This is a genomic window from Vibrio sp. 1249-1, assembly GCF_033340495.1.
Genome location: NZ_JAWOWJ010000016.1, coordinates 21,001 through 38,576, shown reverse-complemented (window position 1 = coordinate 38,576; position 17,576 = coordinate 21,001). Strand labels below are relative to the sequence as shown.

Genomic DNA, 17,576 nt, shown 5'->3' with positions numbered 1-17,576 from the left:
GAACTCCGTGGAACGTTTAGATGCGCTCCGCTATGGTGCGGAGCATTCATTATGAAGTTTTCTTGGGCTTCGATAGCAGGCTAAACCTCTCGGCATCGCCTGCTTCATAACGTTATTGTTGAGCTTGACTGTTTAAGTACGCTCGGTGCGAAATATCTGACCATGGTCGAACTTGATTCATATAGTTCGCTTGCGACTCTTGAATCTCTTTCGCCAAAGCATCTTTTTCTGCATGTTCTTTCAACAAACGATCGTTTGCTTCTCGCAACGCAGCTACTACTTCAGGTGGGAAATCTTTTACTTCAACATTTGGGTATTCAGACTTAATAGATGCCCAGTTTTTGCCACTTTCGTGTTTCGATTGCGTGTACATATCGTAAGCGGCCGTTTTCATGGCTACTTGCAAAATCGCTTTTAGGTCATCAGGTAGACGATTCCAGGTACGCTTGTTAACGAGGAACTGAAGCTCAGTCGCTGGCTCATGCCAACCTGTGTAGTAGTAAGGCGCGATTTTGTGGAAGCCCATACGTAGATCCAGCGATGGACCAACCCATTCCAAGGCATCAATTGTGCGACGCTCTAGAGAAGTATATAGCTCACCAGGGGCGATATTCGTTGGCTTGGCACCTAACTCAGCCAAAATCTCACCAGCAAACCCTGGGATACGCATTTTCAAACCCTGTAAGTCCTCGACGGACTTGATCTCTTTTTGGAACCACCCGCCCATCTGAGTATCGGTATTACCGCCAGGGAAAGACATCAAGTTATGTGGAGAGTACACTTTTTCCATCAGCTCCATACCACCGCCGTAGTAAAACCATGCATACTGCTCAGTTGGCAACATACCGAAGGGCATAGAAGTGAAGTAAAGTGTGTTTGGAACCTTACCCTTCCAGTAATAAGACGCTGAGTGACCCATGTCATACTGACCCGACTTAACCATATCAAACACCCCAAAAGGCGCTTTATGCTTGTTTGCGGAATCAATGCGGATTTGCAAACGTCCGTTGGACATCTCTTCCGCCATTTTGGCCATGTTTTTTGTGGTATCACCAAAAATTGGGAAATTAGGCCCCCAAGTTTCAGCAAGCTTTAAACGATAGACTTTTTCAGCAGCGTTTACAGAAGTCGCTGCGAGTGCCATCGCGGCAGCGACAGCGGTTGTTTTGAGCACTCGTTTTAAAGATTTTTGGATTAGACTCATCGTTCACGTCCTTTATCACCAAGGTTATTGTTGTCATCCATTTCATTAGGATTGGCTGTATTCGGTATAAAAGATGTAACAATGTTGTCTAATGCGAAATGGGCATGAACACGGAAGCGAGTAATTCATCAATAAGGCATTAGCCTAAGGTATTACGTACAAGTACGTAGGACAACCGTCATGACAAAAGACTGTTAATAGCAAAATCAATAAATTATATTTTTATCTATGAATAAAAATAAAAGACAATACGTACGTATTTTTCTGCCAAAAAATTTACATAGTATTTAAGAAAATGTGACAAACCACTTATTGGCAGTGTTAAAGTCAGTACTTAATGCATTATTTCCAATACCAAGATAAAAAAATACCTCGGCATCGGCCGAGGTATTCAATCTAGAACGGTAGCGGTAATTAAACTGCTTTGTAGATAACTTTGTTACCTGCTAACTGCTCTTTTTGAACTAGGTTTTCTTCAAGAAGCTTCTTTAGTGCGCCAGTAGCCCATGATGCCGCTTTAGTATCTTCTTGACCTGCAGCTAGACCGATGCCTTTAGGGTTAATACCTTCAGCATTCGCCATAACAATGTCTAATACTTGTTGTTGCTTAGGAGTAAGGGCAACATCAACTGTTTTCACTGCAGCTACTTTTTTATCAGCTACTACTTTCTCCGCAACAGCTTTTTCAGCAACAGAAGGTGCTACTGCTTTTTCCGCAACAGGCTTCACTGCTTTAGGTGCTGCAGCTAAGTTTGCTACTGTCGCTTTAATGCGTTTTTGCAGTTTCATCTGCACTTTACGCTTATGAGCAAGTCTCATTGAATATTTCTCCAGTTCACTGCATCTCAGCAGGGATGAAAATTTGAAGCGCGTTTTATACCAAAATTCACAAGCAATTTGTAGGTTTTAGCGGCGAAACGCGATGAAAAATGCGCTCAAAGCATAGAACGTCTACTATTTAATCAGATATTTTATGAACGGATTTATTGAATACTGGGTATAAAAACAGAGGTTTGTTTTATTTTAAATGCAAATCAATGCACATAAAGCTACCCACTTATTTTTGGACAAGTATTCGATGAGGTTATAAGCATGGAAACGCTGCACCTAACAAATTCACATTTCAAACCCGACTCCCCTATCAACAGAATACTTTTGTTGCTTGTTGCACTCATCACTTTGTTTTTGGTTGCCATTTCTCCGGGATGGAAGCAAGCCATGTTGTCGGTCATTTTGATGTCTGCAATCGTTGGTTTCGCCATCTTGATGATTAAGAAAAGCCAAGTCACTTTTACGCTGACAGCTTCTCACTTTCAGCAACACCTTTTTAAAGGAGGTTGGGTCGTCCGATGGCGAAATATTGAGTCAATCGGTATTTGTAGCTACCAACAGGAAGGGTGGCACCAACCGCTACCTTGGATCGGTATTCGTCTAAAACACTACTCGCCCTACTTAAATTCAATCTGCCCTCGTATAGCGACAGAAATTCTCCTCAGCCAGCGAGCACTGCTTTACTTAGGCGCGAAACAAAATCAGTGTGAAGATAAGTTTGAGGATATAGTGCTTGACCCTAAACCGTATATAAACAGAGATGGGATTGAGTACAAAGGTTTGTTAGCGATGCTCGCCAACCGGATGAAGTATCAGAGAGGCTTTTATGGCTACGATCTATTTATATCAGCAAGTGATCTAGATCGTGAGGCTGAGGATTTTGTGGGACTGACTCGGCGATACTTAGCTGCCGCCGAGCCAGAATAATGCTTAGTACACGCACTTTTAGTAAAGCGGCATCTCGTCAGCAACGAACGGGTTAGTTTTACGCTCATGACCGAAAGTCGATTGAGGGCCGTGACCAGGGACAAACGTGACATCATTGCCTAAAGGCCACAATTTCTCTTTGATAGAACTAATCAACGTATTGAAATCACCTTGTGGGAAGTCAGTTCGACCAATGCTACCGTTAAACAAAACGTCACCCACAAACGCTAAACGCGCTTCTTCACTGTAAAGCACAACGTGACCAGGTGTATGACCAGGTGTGTGGAATACGTTCAGCACTTGATTACCAAAAGTGACAGTGTCACCTTCATTTAGCCATTGGTGCGGTTCAAACGCTTCTGTCAGCGGGAAACCAAACATTTGGCTCTGACCTTCCAAACCTTGCAACCAGAAGTTATCTGCCTTGTGAGGACCAACAATCTCTGTACCGCCAAGCAGTGCAGACAGCGGTTCCGTGCCACCTACGTGGTCCAAGTGACCGTGTGTTAGCACTAGGTTTACCACGTCAACACCCAGCTCTTTGATAAGCATAGCGAGCTGCTTTTCATCGCCGCCTGGGTCAACCACAATACCTTTCATGGTTTCGTCACACCAGACAATAGAACAGTTTTGAGAGAAAGATGTTACTGGAACAACTTGGTATTTCAGAGCCATAGATAACCTATACCGAATAAATTTGCATGAAAACTGCCGCAACTATGACACTAAGGCCTAGCGACTTCAAGCTTTGAACTGTGGGTAATCGACGACGTTCTGAGACTAGAAACCTTGTCTCAACTAGCACTACCAGGAACGAACAGCTCCCGTATCGATATGAACAAAGTTACTACCTGGATAATAACCCACGCCACCGGCTTTTAGGCTTAATGCAGCATCACGAACCGTTGAAAGCTTCACGCCGTCTAAACGAAAATCAATGGCCTTTCCTTCCATGTGCATGCTCTTTTTCGCTACACGAGAAGACCCGTTGCGCAGCGAGGCGTTAGTGGCAGGAGAACGGTAACCTGAAATGACGATCACCTCTGCTTCTGTACCAATTAACTTTTGAATTTGGCTTATTTGATCGAACAAGCGTCGATCCATCGGATGAACCTCATTCCGTCGATGGTCTCGACAAAACTCATTCAGCCTTTGAAGTTCATCATTAATGTATCGTTTTCCATCGAAATAGCATGTTTCGAGGATCTCTCCAGTATTAAGATTGTTCATCGCCAGCGCACGTGGCTCGTCAGAGAGTGAAGCCCAAGAAAATGATGGCAGGGCAGACGCCAACACCACACCACCAGCGGTCATTTTAAGGAAATCTCGGCGGGAAAAGTTACGACTTACCATTTCAAAATACAGTGCTCAACAACTAGACAAGTCGTGGACATTAACCAAACACATTTGTCACGTCAAATGCATAAAACGCTCCATCTTGATTTTCAGATGCAGTAATTATTGCTTAATTATTGAACGAAAAGAGAATTCTTCGTTTTGTAAATTTTCCTTAAAGATTTCAACTGCGGTGATCGTACTTATAGATATCATCACGGTAGTAAAGCGTTCCCTCTTCCAACCATGCTGTTTGATAAATGATGTGTACTTGAATGCGCTCTCCCAAAGGAACTGACGTGTTAGACCGACGAGAACTTTCTCGCTTTTTCGCTAAACGTTCTTCCAACCCCTGAGTTTTGAACAGAAGTTCTGCTAACTGGTCTGCATGTTCTACACGAACACATCCTGAGCTGAATGCGCGTCTGTCCTGTTCAAACAAGTTCTTACTTGGCGTGTCATGCAAATAAATAGCTTGTGGGTTAGGCATATTGAACTTGTACAATCCCAGTGCATTTTGTAAGCCCGACGCCTGTCGCATACGATAAGGAAATGTTCTCGGATTCACCGTTGCCCAATTGATGGTTGTAGGGTCAATAATTTCGTTCGAAGTCCAAGACCGAATGATTTGAATGTTATGGTTAATCAAATACATCGGATTACGTTTTACTTTAGGAATAATGTCTTTAACCATGATAGTCCAAGGCACGTTCCAAGTTGGGTTGAGAATAACTGAATCCAGTGCTACCGACATGATGGGCGTTTTTCTTGATGCTCTCCCTACCACAACTTTAGACTCAAACAAGGGTTGACCATCATGCCAATACGTGACTTCGTATCCAGGCACGTTAACAAAGACAACATTATCCCTTTCTTTCGACCAAATTCTTGAACGCTCAGAATTCAACGCCAGCAGATGCAATCGCTCTTGAGGAGAAAAGTTGATCCATCGAATGGTATTCGGGCCGATAACGCCATCTTCTTTCAAACCATGAATACGCTGGAACTCTTTTATCGCAAGCTCTAATTGTTCGTCATATTCTTCAGTGACTAAATCCAAGTAAGAAACATCTACGCCTACGATCTCCATTCGCTCAATCAATAGGGGTCTGTTTTCTAATATATCGCCAACACGTGCTAGCCCAGTTTGTTGATAGGCAGGATATTGGTACTGAGAATGTTCCGATAGCGAAGAATAGGCGGAGTAGAAAGCATCATCTGTTTGTAATGGAGACCGGAGACTTGCCAAAAACTGACCAAGTTTGCCAACCGTAATCTCATTACTCAGAACCGATAAAGTATCGATGCTAGGAGCGGGTAACGTAACATGGGCTTTGTCTGTAAATAGCCAATTAATCCCTTCTTCGGGGAGTTGCTCAAGATAACTAAGGTACATCAAGAGTGAATCTGTCATCACTAAATCGAAGTCGAGATTATCTCCCTGCCACCTTACTTGGTTTATCCGGTGAAGTTGATTTTCGAATTCATCGGTGACATCCGCAAGTGCAACCAGGTTTACTTGAAAAAGAAACTGCTCAATATCACTTTCATTTTCCCAGTTCAAACGGTAATTGGTGCTTTGATACAGTTGATCAATCACCTCTGGATAATGGATCATTTTTTCTACAGACAGCTTTTGTACCGCTCCCTCTTGCTCGACTTGCGCTGAAGCTTCGAGAGAAACGACGGTGGAAAAGCTGCAAAACGGCACCAGAAGTGCCGTCATGATTAAAACCCTAGCAAACACTGAAATGATCCTTGCGCTACTTGCCATAATAAAAAGTATGGCAAATATCTCACAGCTTGCAGGTTTAAAATTAAGAATCTGATGCCGAAAACGACAACAAAACCCTCTATAAGTAATTACTCAATGATCTTTCTAGATAATTCTCGACCAATGGTTGTCCCATTGTACTCCGCTTGCGAAGGTACTTTTTGACGCTTCGGGCTTTTGCTCTACCACTTTTCCCGCACCAGAGCTGACTCGGAACTCATCGCCATAGACCACAACACCAGAAGCGTCTGGTAACGCACTTAGCTCTACCAATTTGCCAGTAGATTTAGACCATATACCATAACAACTGCCCGGAGGCGAAGTGGCTAAGATCCATTCATCGGTTGCTGCAATACTCGCAACGTAGTGATTGAAACGCGCCCACTCTTCAGGCTCAGCTTGAAGATCTTGCATTTCACCACCACGCGTGTGCATGGCGATCAAGGCTGGATACTCGTCCGGCTCACCACGATATTGCTGACCACAAAGCACGGTTTCCGCACCATCATGAGCTAAATGGCGAATACTCAACTTATGATCCGGTAAAGACACTTGATCCAATAGCTCCCCTTCCTGTGAAAGGTAACTCAGACTCGGTCTCATGCTATCAAGATTGAGAGGTTCACGGCCGTTGGTGTGTACGCCACCGACGCCAATCGCTAATGCGCCATCAGGCATCATGATCACTTCATGAGGACCAAGACCAAAACCCGTTAACTCATCGATTTTTTGATATTGCTTCTGCACATCATAAACACCAATGATCCCACTACTTGTCCCCCTCTCCCCTTCTGTGGCAAATAGCAACGTGCCATCGTGGGAGTAAACGCCATGCCCATAGAAATGACGATTTGACTTTGCTAGTTGCAGTTTGATCATCTGCCCTGAGCGATAATCAAATACCATGAAGAAAGTACCTGGTCGACGACCAAAAACTACGGCGTGGCCTTGTTGGTTGGTTGCCACACCGTGACCACGCTCAGGAATCGGCAATGAAGATAGCGGCATACCATGCTCATCCGCCACCACCGCTGCATATTTATCTCGGCCAATGATAGAGCAGCCGATCAACGCAGGCTCACGTGAGCTTGTTGAAGAACAACCAAATGGCATCATAGGTGTAGCCGCCCCGAATAGAGCGGCTTTCAGCAAAGTTCGGCGGGTTTGATCAGTCACCATCGGTTGCATTAAATCCTATAACTACGCCAAGCTCGATCGCCACTTCTTCGTGAATCAGGTACTTCAATTGCTCTAGCTTGTTGTATTGAGCGAGCACCATGCGATAGCCTTCTTTTGTTTGTAGTGCAGCAAACAAGCTCTTATCTTCTGGCCAAGTTTCTAACGCCATTTCAAACTGATGAACGACACGGTCTGCGAGATCTGCATGGCCTTGCTCTCTAAGTAGCGCATCTAGACCATTCCCGTTAGCAAAGTACAACGCTTCCATCCCTTGAAGGTTGGCTTTTAAGTTTGAAAGCGAGGTCTCTGAACGCCACGATTCTGAGAAATACGGGCGAGGCTTACCAATCTTCGCTAGCGGTCGGCTCAACTTCTTCATGCTGTATTCAAGCTGATTCGAGAGCAGTGAAATGTACTCAGACTCCCATGCCGTCATCTCTAGCGATTTCCAAGGGTTCTCTGCCCAAGAATCCGCGATGATCTGCGCTTTGTTATCGAGGTTTTCTGCAATCGCTACGCCTGTCACACAAGTATTGCCGTTGCTAGATAAGGTCGACGCTTTATCGTAAAGCAGCCATTCCAATGCACCTAAACCTTGCACGGTGACACTTTGGGTGGAGATATCTTCTGCACTCCAAGCTTGATCAGATTTCGTCAGTACAGACATTTTACGACCAGTGGTATTCTTTTTATCTGGCCAAAACTGAACATTCCAGCTTTGCTCCAACGCCGTAGCAGGGCCACGTTCTTGACCTTGTAATGCCATCCACGCAAGCATCGTTTGATGCCATTGCTGTTTTACTTGTGCATCATCTTTCGACTCTGATGCGCAGTAATCCGCGAAGCGCTGTTCAAGTTCTGTGGTTTGCGCTAAAAACGTCTGAGCTGATTGAAACTCAACCTCGTACACGCTTTGAGAAATATGACTTGTACTCTCAGGCTTGGCTGAGCTCGAACCGATGGTCGATTGGCAACCAACCAAACTTAACGTTGCGGCAATCGCACTCACTAACAGTGTTTTTTTCATGGTTGCTTCCTTATAGAGAGTTCAGAAACGCAATGAGAGCATCACGTTCTTTTTTGTTCAGAGCTAAAACATTTTGTTTCGCCGTTTCAGCTTCGCCGCCGTGCCACAACACCGCTTCCATCAGGTTACGAGCGCGGCCATCATGTAGAAAGTAAGTGTGTCCGTTTACTTCTTCGGTATAACCAATGCCCCATAGCGGTGCCGTTCGCCATTCACGGCCGTTTGCTAAGTATTCCGGACGGTTATCGGCTAAGCCTTTACCCATGTCATGCAAAAGCATGTCTGTGTATGGGTGGATAAGCTGCTCAGAAAGCGCTGGTAACTCTGGTCGTTTCGCCGTTTTAACACTGGTCTTGTGGCAGCTTTCACAGCCAGACGCAGCAAAGATTTGCTGACCAAGTTTCACGTTAGGATCATTGACGTTACGGCGAATAGGTACGGCTAAGTGTTGGCTGTAAAACTCTACGAAGTCGAGAATATTTTCACTCACCTCTGGTTTGCCGCCATTTGGCATGTCGTCACAAATGCTTTGTTTCGAGGTACAGTTTTCATTTGGGAATAAATGGCTCGTAAGACCCACATCACCATTAAATGCTGCTGCATTTTGCTGCATTAGCGTCGGTTGTCCTGCTTTCCAGCCAAAACGACCAATCGAGAAGTCGTCCTTCTCAATATCCCACACCTTATTGACTTTGCCTGAGATACCGTCTTTGTCGGCATCTTGTTCATCAGCCCAAGCAAGTAGCGTTTCGTCGGGAATACTCTCTAACAAACCAAGGCCGATCATTGGCGGTGCCACGCGTGCTGAGAACTCGGTATCAGGGTGCATATCGCCGTAACCCAGATCGGTAATGTTCAAATGAGGTTTTCTTAGCGTCACCGTCGTACCGTCTTTAAATTTCACTGGGACATCGGTGTAAGTGATTTCGATTTTGCCTTCTGGCGTTTGATCTTGCAGAGCGAAATCTTGAAGCTGGCCACCATAAGTCGGCTCAGGTATGCCGCCATCTTTGATGTAAGCTTTCTTTTGTTCTGGCGTCATCGCAGGAATGCTTAAGCGCACTAACATAGACACGGCATGTAAATCATCTTTCTCTGGCGGATGACCACGACCGTCTTTGATGTGACAATTCTGACAACCATTGGTGTTAAAAAGCGGGCCTAGGCCATCACGAGCGTCCGTTGACGCTGGCGCTTGTACCCAAGGGTTACGGAAAAAGCTGTTACCTACGCTAAAGTCGAGGCGTTTGCTCATTGGCAAGTTAGCAGCAGGAAGAGAATAGGCATTCGCGCCGTCTTTTTTAACACTGGTTTTGCCACCAGACTTAACATCATAAGCCATGGCAGAAGAAGAAAGGATCGCGGCTAGCGCAGAAATTAGGTATGGCTTCATATCATTGCTCTACATAGACAACAAGGGTGATAACAACGAGCTCAAACGTCAAAAGGGCTCACAAAGAGCCCTTATTTATTATGGTTTTCTTATTAAAACTCGTGGTCAGCAGTATCAGGGCTTAGGCTGTCGATGCCGACAATGCTTGCCGCACGCTCAATCGCACCGGTTTGTGCTACCAACGACATGATGGTGTCGTTTACTAGCGCGTTGCCTTGTGCGTTACCCGCTGCAATAAGTTGGTCAAAGTGCTGGTTGTTCTTCTCTGCAGAAGTCACTAGCTCACCAACTTGGCTACGTGTTGTATCAAACTGCTTTTGAATTTCGGTCGCGGCTTTCTTGTCTTTTTGAGCAACAAGGTCAGCGATACTTGGACCAGATAGCTCTTTGCCGTTTACACCTTTGTATGTACCTGTGTAAACGTTGTAGATGCCTTGCTCATTGTAGTAGTGAGAGTTGTGCGTGTTGTCTGAGAAACAATCGTGTTCGTCTTCAGTCGAGTTTGCCTCTAGTGCCACCTTCATGCGCTCACCCGCTAGCTCACCTAGAGAAAGAGAACCCATGCCGAATAGCATCTTACGAAGACCATTGTCAGCAGATTCGTTCAATAGCTCTTCACGGTAGTTGCCTTTCACTTCTGCAGACCACTGCTTTTCCATCCACTCTAGGTCTTGAACCAGTAGATCAGCGGCCGCTTTTAGGTACTCACCACGACGATCACAATGACCATTCGTACACTCAGAGCCAACGACGAAATCAGTGTAAGCACGTTGACCTGCACCCGCGTTAGTGCCGTTTAGGTCTTGACCCCAAAGCAAGAATTCAATCGCGTGGTAACCTGATGCAACGTTTGCCTCAGAACCGCCTACTTCGTTTAGATCCGCTAGCAATTCTGGAGTGATTTTTGAAACGTCCAGTTTAGAAGCACCAATCTGCAGACTTGTGTTCGCGATGATGTTGGCAGCAGCGCCCTCGTTACCCAATTCGTATTGGTAATCAGCCGCTACGTAGTCAATCAAACCTTCATCAAGTGGCCATGCGTTCAGCTGACCTTCCCAATCATCAACAATCGCGTTACCAAAACGGAAAACTTCAGACTGTTGGTAAGGCACGCGAGAATCTAGCCAAGCTTGTTTTACTTCTTCAAGCTTTTTCGCTGATGGTGATTGTAGAAATTCGTCGATTTTCACATCAAGCGCTTTCGCTGTTGTTACTGAATCAGCAAATACAGCATGGGCAACGTCCGCGTAATGTTCGACTACTTGTTGTTTAGTTACTGTGGCAGCAACGGTAGAACCACTGGCAATGAGGAGTGATGCAGCAATAGATTGGACTAAAACTTTTTTTGCATTCATCTGAAGCATCCTTGTTGAGCTTTTCAATTATCGTATTGGTAGTGCTAATTATTCTTATTTGCACTTTAGTCTCGAGATAATACAAATTTACAATTTATTTGCAACTCCAGATACAAAAAAACCTCATAAAAATGAGGTTTTTCACAGACTTTATTGTCAGTTTTATCTTTAGGATTAAACCTTTAGGTCATGTTTTCCGTGAGAGACTTTTGCCTTCAGATAATTTTCGTTGCCATCTTTGATATGTGCAGAGGTATTGACAACCTCGCCAATTTCAATTCCGTACTCAGATAACTCACGGATTTTCTTAGGGTTGTTCGTCACGAGGCGGATCTTATTCACGCCTAAAGCTTCTAGCATTTGTGCTGCTTCTGTGAAATCACGCAGGTCATCATCAAAGCCCAAATGGTTGTTAGCTTCGTACGTGTTCATGCCCTGGCTTTGTAAGCGGTATGCATCGATCTTATTGTACAAGCCAATACCACGACCTTCCTGACGGAGATACAAGATGATACCACCGGACTCGCCCATGCGATTGATCGTCTCTTCTAGTTGCTCACCACAGTCACAGCGTGAAGAGTGGAACACATCGCCTGTCAAACACTCAGAGTGCATACGAACTAAAGGCATGTCCTGAGTTTGGTCCGCTTGTTTAAAGATAATAGCAACATGCTCTTTGTCTGTCTTCAGACCATGGAAAGACAGAATTTCGGCATCAATGTTACTTTTTGCCCCGACTTTAAAATCTACTCTGGCACGTACTTCCGCCATATCTATACTCACTCGATTTATTGCTTGATGCGCTTGATGCGTTTTCGTTATTGCATTCATGGGATTTACTCGTTGCTCTTCAACTATGGGGACTGATACCGCATTTTGCAATATAGAGATCACAATTGAGGGCAGTTATCCACTCAAGACAGCAAAAGAGAAACACTCTCCAACTGAACAATTGTTATATTATAACAATTTAAAAAAACTACAATAAAAAACCCCAGACAAATTTTGTCTGGGGTTTCAAGAAGGTCGTTTGGTCTATCTTTTAATGGGTCTGACTGCGCTTCCAAACGGCGAGTTCAATCCAAACTGCTTCGAGTTCTTGGATTTCCTCGTCGGTCAACACGGCGAGCGTTGAAGTAACTTGAGGCAGGTTCGGTGATTGCAATGCACGAATCTGCGAATAGAAGTCTTTTTTAAGTTGTAATATAACTGAATCCACTGCGTGCACCTATTTCGTTCTTTTATTACTTATCCAGCTCAAAATTTTTATTTTCTTTATACTGGAAACTTCATAAATTCGGAAAAATGATAACATTCTGCTTGTTAAGTGCACAATTTATTTTTAATAGTGGAATAACGGTCACATTAATTACGCTTCACCATTCGGATCGAATATAAGACAAAAAAGATCAAAAATAGCACAGGAAAGATCCACAACAGCGCCGTGGAATAATTTAATGGTGGTTGGTACAGAACAATATTCCCATAACGAGCAACTAGATAGTCCTTTATTTCTTGATCTGAGCTGCCTTCATTGGCCATCGTATACACTTTCAACCTCAGGTCTTTAGCCGCTTGTGCATTAGACTCGACAAGGTTTTGGTTTTGACACTGCGGGCAGCGTAATGTCTTGGCTAGCGAGGTTGCACGCTGTTGCACTTCAACAGAATGAAAATCAAACAGATCAACATTCTGTTCTAAATCCGCACTTCTCGTGAAAGGAGAAAATAGTATAAATAGGATTAAAGTGAGGAGAAGATTATTAAATCGAAACATTCAAGTATCCTGAAAATATATCGTTCCATTTATCTGCCGTTAGCTCTCCACGATATTTGATCAATATACGACCATTTTGATCAATCAAGTAAGTTTCCGGCGTTCCTATAACACCTAGCTCCACAGCAAGCTTTCCATTAGGGTCACTAATTACTTCAATATATGGATTTCGTTTAGAGCTCAAATATTCACGAGCGGCTTGTTTTTGATCTCTATAATTCAGCCCAATAATAGGCACACCGAGTTCTGCTAACTGCAATAACTCTTCATGCTCTCGTTTGCATACTCCGCACCAAGATGCCCAAACATTCAATAATTTATATCCGTCGCTTTTGAACAACTGCTCAGAAACCATGTCATCAGAGATCAGAGAAGTAGAGCGAAAATTAGGTGTCTCTAAATTTCGTTGTGGGGACAATTCAACATGTGGTCGCTCAGACAAAGCCACCGCAGTTACTACAGCAAACACGGCAACAGCCACAAACAGACCTGCGAGTTTAAGCGTATTTCTCGATCGCATTGATAGCCTCTCTCCTTTTCTTTAGGCCGGTTAATAGCGCACCAAACACAGCTAGTAGCCCGCCAGACCATATCCACCAAATACCTGCGCGGTACTGAACTTTAATCGCATAAGCATGAGTATCGACTTTGTCACCCAATGTCACGTAATAATCGCCATGCCATAGTGAACGAATCGCAGGCTCGGTCATATTCATCACTCGCACAGGGTAATGACGCTTTTGCGGGTTGAAATTGAGCATGCGGCCATCTTCCAAGTGCAAGGTGATCTGTCCTTGTTCCGCGGTGTAGTTTGGCCCCACCAGCCATTCGATACCATGATAATCGATAGTGATCCCCGCCCTTTGTTGAGAACTGCCGGGTTCGACACGTAAATTGTGTTCATATGAGTAGTGACTGTTGAATACAGCTCCACTCACCGCCAGCGCAAAACCGATATGTGCCATCACGATTGGCATGAGTTTGCGCTTATTGGAACAACGAAACAGCATAACGAGATGCGCCACAATCACCCAAGTAGCCAATATTATGGTTAGCAATACTTCGAAATGCAGTGCGTGCACTAAGAAGATAAACCCGATCCCAGAGACAAGAGATAACGCAATACTGATCGCAATATCAGCGCTTACACTCGGCACTGTGCCTTTTGTCCATTTCAGCAGCGGCGTGAAAGCTAAGGAAATCAGAGCCAGTATGCTTAATGGGAAGATCAGACTATTAAAATAAGGTGCGCCAACTGAAATGTTCCCTAAACCGAGCAGTTGATAAACCATCGGATAAAAAGTGCCAAGAAAAACGATAGCAGTCGCAATAACCAGCAGCCCTTTGGCGATGTAAGCAGTGTAAGCTCGGCTCGCTAGAGATTGAAGTTTGAAGCGAGGGAGTTGTTCTCCTCGCAAAATCAATACGCCAAAAGTGATGATGATAAGCAAGCTCAATACACCAAGCAGCACTAAACCCTTAGTTGGGTCCACCGCAAAAGCATGCACTGAAGTCAGCACGCCAGAGCGCACCACGAATGTCCCTAAAATGCTTAGGCTGAACGTAGCAAACGCCAGTGCATAGGAGCTCCAAATTGCGCCTCTGTTACGTGTTGCGACAACACCGCTGTGCAACAAAGCAGTACCAGTAAGCCAAGGGAGTAGAGAAGCGTTCTCCACAGGGTCCCAAAACCACCAGCCGCCCCACCCTAGCTCATTGTACGCCCACCATGATCCCACCAAGATACCCAACGTGAGCGTTCCCCATGCAAAAAACGCTGCGCTTCGAGCAACCACATACCAATCGCTCATCGGTTGTTTACCCAATAGCGCTGCTAATGCAAAAGCTAATATTGCTGCGTAACCGACATAACCGAGATAAAGCAATGGTGGATGAATGATAAGCCCAACATCTTGCAACATTGGGTTTAGATCTCGTCCTTCCGACGCCAATACTTGGGCATACTCGAACGGGTTAGAGGTCATTAACGTGAACCAAGCAAATGTCGCAATAAGAAGGTTCATGATTCCTAAACAGTCACAAGTATATTGGGCGTTGAGCGGTGACTTAAATGCAATAAACGACGCCCATAAACTCAAGGTGACGACCCAAAACAACATGGAGCCTTGGTGCCCGCCCCAAGCGGCAGCAATCTTGAATGCTACGGGAAGTTGACTGTTGGAATGCGTAACAACATATTCCAACGCGAAGTTGTCTTGCACGAAGCAGACGATCAGAAGTGCTAAACAAATGAAGGAAGCTAAGCTAATGATGTGGGACATCGCGACTTGATGCGGCAATGTCGCCTTCTTACCCATAGCACGACGTAGCCAATGCAGCAACGATGCACAAGTCGATGTTACAGCCACCAATATCAGTAAGAAGAACCCTAGCTCAGCTTCCATTTATCCCCCTTACACTACGGTCATTTGACCGGCATAGAGAATGAAAGTACGCAGCATAAGTACGCCAACCAAGCTCAACGTCGTGACCACAAAAACGTAACTGCCTTTGTGGCGCACTTCAGAAGGCGTCAACCAATTGAGAGTCAAAGGCGTAATCATGCCGATGAACACTACCCCAACCCAGAACCATTGAGCCCAGAATCCACTCGAAATTGCATTCCAAGCCGCGACTTCGTTCTGACCACCGCTGAAGATCAATCCAGTAAAGAAGGTCACTAAGACAAACAACTCAAACAACACTACTGGGCGTTCAAATCCGTGCACCCAAGATACACTTGGGCTGCTGGTCGACTCTTTAAACACCAAGATGCCGAACATCAAGCATGCCGCTGCGCCCGAGGACAAACTAGAGAACAGGAACAAGATTGGCAGTACTGGATTGTTTAGCATTGGATAAGTCTTCAACGCAGACAATAGAAAGCCAGTGTACGCTGCAAGTGCGATGGCTAAGAAGCCCAAGAACAATTCAATGGCGTTGTTGGCTTTCCCCGCCTTAATCAAAATGCCATCGGCAAAATCCAGCAGTTTGCTTGGTAACTTCCCTTCACAGAAGCTGATGATTTGATGGCGGAAGATAACGCCAATCCAAACAAACAACACGATCATGTACACTTGGAACAAGATCACGCCCATCGACATCACAGACGTTGGGTTGTAGTAGATCATGATCTTCCAAAACTCTAAAGGCTTGGTTAAATGGAAAATCAAAATTACCAACCCAGCAATGATGCCAAATGGTGCGAGCCAAGCCATCGCTTTCATGATGCCGTTTTTTGCGGGATCACCTTCAATCACTTTGCGTTTTAAATAGATTGAAATCATCACCGTACCCGCTGACATCCCAGCAAGGAATAAGTAAATCGCGATGATCCAATCCCAGACTAACGAGTCAAAGTGGAATGCACTTTCGAAGCCGTTCATGATGACACCTCCCCTTTGCTATGCGGAATTTTGTACAGTTTAGGTTGCGTACCTAAATGCGATTTATCGCGATAGACAACATGGCTTTCGATAGCTTTGCTCACCTCGCTAGTTGGGTCATTCAAATCACCAAAGATGAGTGCTTTTGTTGGGCAAGATTCCACGCAAGCTGGCTGTTTACCTTGCGCTAGGTTGGTATCACGGCAGAAGTTACATTTATCCGCAGAGTGATCGACTGGATTAAAGAAGCGCACTTGGTAAGGGCAAGCGGCAAGGCAATAACCACATCCGACACATTTCTCTTTGTGCACATCCACGATGCCGGTCGCTTCATCTTTGTATGCAGCGCCTGTTGGACAAACGTACACACATGGTGGGTTATCACAGTGCTGACAGGATTCGCGAGTAAACTGGTATTCCACATCTGGAAATTCGCCAATCGGTTCACTGCGATGAATTTTAAGTCGCGTTACGCCTTCAGGGACTTTATTTACTTCGCGACAAGCATCGGTACAAGCGGTACAGCCAATACAGGCATTTTCATCATGAACCATACCCATGCGTTTCGCTTGTTCACTGTTGCTGGCATAGAGAGAGGAGCTAACAACGGAAGTGCCTGCAACGCCTGTAGTTAAAATCAACGCGCCGCTGCCGGCTAAAAAGTTTCTTCTCGAACATTTCATGCTATCTCTCCTCTTCTTTGGCAAGTTCAGGTTCGACGGCAAATTCAGAGTGACAATCCACACACTGCTTGATCAGTTGTTTTCTGTCGTACGACAACGCTTTGGTTTTCGCTGCGTGTACATCGTGGCAATTTGAACAAGTGAGGTTTTTGGCGTGCACATCGTGCGTCCAGTGGCTTTCTCTCAGCTGTGTCGGTGCGTGGCAATCCACACATTGGCTGTTAGCTTTAAGAATCATGCTTGGATCAAGGAACACTTTGTCGTGTACTTCTTTCGATTGCGCTGCAGAAAACTTAATCACATCAGGTGCACCTTCACGATGGTCGGGACCAATGTTGCTATGGCAGTTAGTGCAATTAAGTTGCTTCCCTTGGCTGAGTAGAGCTTGCGAATCATGCGATAAGTTCAGAGTCTCTTTTGCATCCTTATGACATTGCAGGCACTTGTAGTCACGGTCACGGATCAACTCGACTTGATGACGCTCAGCTTGAGCACCTTCAATCGGCTCTGAAGAAGTCGCATGGGCGGCGATGGAGAAACCATAGATGGCAAAGACGAAGAGAAGTTTCAGCATTGTCTCTATGGTCAATTTTATATTGCCCATATTGTTCTTTCCTTAGCTCGATAATAATTGATAACTATTCTCAATTATTTATTTGAGCGACAATTAATTTCCTCTGAAGATATTTTTTAGATCTTCAAATGA

General features: G+C 44.9%; 18 protein-coding genes. 1 reads left to right on the top strand and 17 read right to left on the bottom strand.

From position 1 onward, the window contains the following. Positions 1-112: 112 nt before the first annotated feature. Positions 113-1,204, bottom strand: a complete 1,092-nt coding sequence (locus R7Z50_RS20650; RefSeq protein WP_017636112.1) for a TRAP transporter substrate-binding protein — start codon at positions 1,202-1,204, stop codon at positions 113-115. A gap of 414 nt (positions 1,205-1,618) precedes the next feature. Beyond that, positions 1,619-2,023, bottom strand: coding sequence for a hypothetical protein (locus R7Z50_RS20645; protein ID WP_005376863.1), 405 nt, complete (start codon positions 2,021-2,023; stop codon positions 1,619-1,621). A gap of 273 nt (positions 2,024-2,296) precedes the next feature. Between R7Z50_RS20645 and R7Z50_RS20640 the strand changes: the two genes are divergently transcribed. Next, entirely contained in the window at positions 2,297-2,962 is a 666-nt protein-coding gene (locus tag R7Z50_RS20640; protein WP_005386825.1) for a DUF2982 domain-containing protein, read from the top strand. Positions 2,963-2,980: 18 nt separating this feature from the next. Here R7Z50_RS20640 and R7Z50_RS20635 read toward each other — a convergent pair whose 3' ends face one another. The 15 genes from R7Z50_RS20635 to nrfB form a co-directional block, all read right to left on the bottom strand. Next, entirely contained in the window at positions 2,981-3,637 is a 657-nt protein-coding gene (locus R7Z50_RS20635) for an MBL fold metallo-hydrolase (protein ID WP_005376855.1), read from the bottom strand. 129 nt (positions 3,638-3,766) lie between these two features. Then, positions 3,767-4,315 carry a DUF882 domain-containing protein gene (locus tag R7Z50_RS20630; protein WP_206970695.1) on the bottom strand — a complete coding sequence of 183 codons (549 nt, stop codon included), beginning with the start codon at positions 4,313-4,315 and terminating at the stop codon, positions 3,767-3,769. A gap of 166 nt (positions 4,316-4,481) precedes the next feature. Continuing rightward, positions 4,482-6,023, bottom strand: a complete 1,542-nt coding sequence (locus R7Z50_RS20625; protein ID WP_005376852.1) for a L,D-transpeptidase family protein — start codon at positions 6,021-6,023, stop codon at positions 4,482-4,484. Between the two features lie 153 nt (positions 6,024-6,176). Next, positions 6,177-7,259 (bottom strand): DUF1513 domain-containing protein, encoded by a 1,083-nt coding sequence (locus tag R7Z50_RS20620; RefSeq protein WP_318149240.1) that lies wholly within the window; start codon positions 7,257-7,259, stop codon positions 6,177-6,179. Next, positions 7,240-8,277 carry an imelysin family protein gene (locus R7Z50_RS20615; protein ID WP_318149239.1) on the bottom strand — a complete coding sequence of 346 codons (1,038 nt, stop codon included), beginning with the start codon at positions 8,275-8,277 and terminating at the stop codon, positions 7,240-7,242. The genes R7Z50_RS20620 and R7Z50_RS20615 overlap by 20 nt, the downstream gene beginning before the upstream one ends. 10 nt (positions 8,278-8,287) lie before the next feature. After that, positions 8,288-9,670: a di-heme oxidoredictase family protein gene (locus tag R7Z50_RS20610; protein WP_005376848.1), complete on the bottom strand. Its 1,383-nt coding sequence runs from the start codon at positions 9,668-9,670 to the stop codon at positions 8,288-8,290. 92 nt (positions 9,671-9,762) lie between these two features. Continuing rightward, positions 9,763-11,025: an imelysin family protein gene (locus R7Z50_RS20605; protein ID WP_053304295.1), complete on the bottom strand. Its 1,263-nt coding sequence runs from the start codon at positions 11,023-11,025 to the stop codon at positions 9,763-9,765. A gap of 174 nt (positions 11,026-11,199) precedes the next feature. Further along, positions 11,200-11,796, bottom strand: a complete 597-nt coding sequence (locus R7Z50_RS20600) for a GTP cyclohydrolase II (protein WP_025767283.1) — start codon at positions 11,794-11,796, stop codon at positions 11,200-11,202. A 271-nt stretch (positions 11,797-12,067) separates the two neighbouring features. Continuing rightward, positions 12,068-12,244, bottom strand: a complete 177-nt coding sequence (locus R7Z50_RS20595) for a hypothetical protein (protein ID WP_020480909.1) — start codon at positions 12,242-12,244, stop codon at positions 12,068-12,070. 146 nt (positions 12,245-12,390) lie between these two features. Next, positions 12,391-12,801: a heme lyase NrfEFG subunit NrfF gene (gene nrfF, locus R7Z50_RS20590; protein WP_085569796.1), complete on the bottom strand. Its 411-nt coding sequence runs from the start codon at positions 12,799-12,801 to the stop codon at positions 12,391-12,393. Next, positions 12,788-13,321, bottom strand: coding sequence for a DsbE family thiol:disulfide interchange protein (locus R7Z50_RS20585; protein ID WP_172563564.1), 534 nt, complete (start codon positions 13,319-13,321; stop codon positions 12,788-12,790). The genes nrfF and R7Z50_RS20585 overlap by 14 nt, the downstream gene beginning before the upstream one ends. Beyond that, on the bottom strand, positions 13,299-15,206 hold the full coding sequence (locus R7Z50_RS20580; protein WP_318149238.1) for a heme lyase NrfEFG subunit NrfE: 1,908 nt from the start codon (positions 15,204-15,206) through the stop codon (positions 13,299-13,301). The genes R7Z50_RS20585 and R7Z50_RS20580 overlap by 23 nt, the downstream gene beginning before the upstream one ends. 9 nt (positions 15,207-15,215) lie before the next feature. Next, the gene (nrfD, locus tag R7Z50_RS20575; RefSeq protein WP_318149237.1) at positions 15,216-16,187 is read right to left on the bottom strand and encodes a cytochrome c nitrite reductase subunit NrfD; all 972 of its coding nucleotides are present in this window, start codon (positions 16,185-16,187) and stop codon (positions 15,216-15,218) included. Then, entirely contained in the window at positions 16,184-16,870 is a 687-nt protein-coding gene (gene nrfC / locus R7Z50_RS20570; protein WP_017636123.1) for a cytochrome c nitrite reductase Fe-S protein, read from the bottom strand. The genes nrfD and nrfC overlap by 4 nt, the downstream gene beginning before the upstream one ends. 1 nt (position 16,871) lies before the next feature. Beyond that, positions 16,872-17,474, bottom strand: a complete 603-nt coding sequence (nrfB, locus tag R7Z50_RS20565) for a cytochrome c nitrite reductase pentaheme subunit (protein WP_064354129.1) — start codon at positions 17,472-17,474, stop codon at positions 16,872-16,874. Positions 17,475-17,576: the final 102 nt, after the last annotated feature.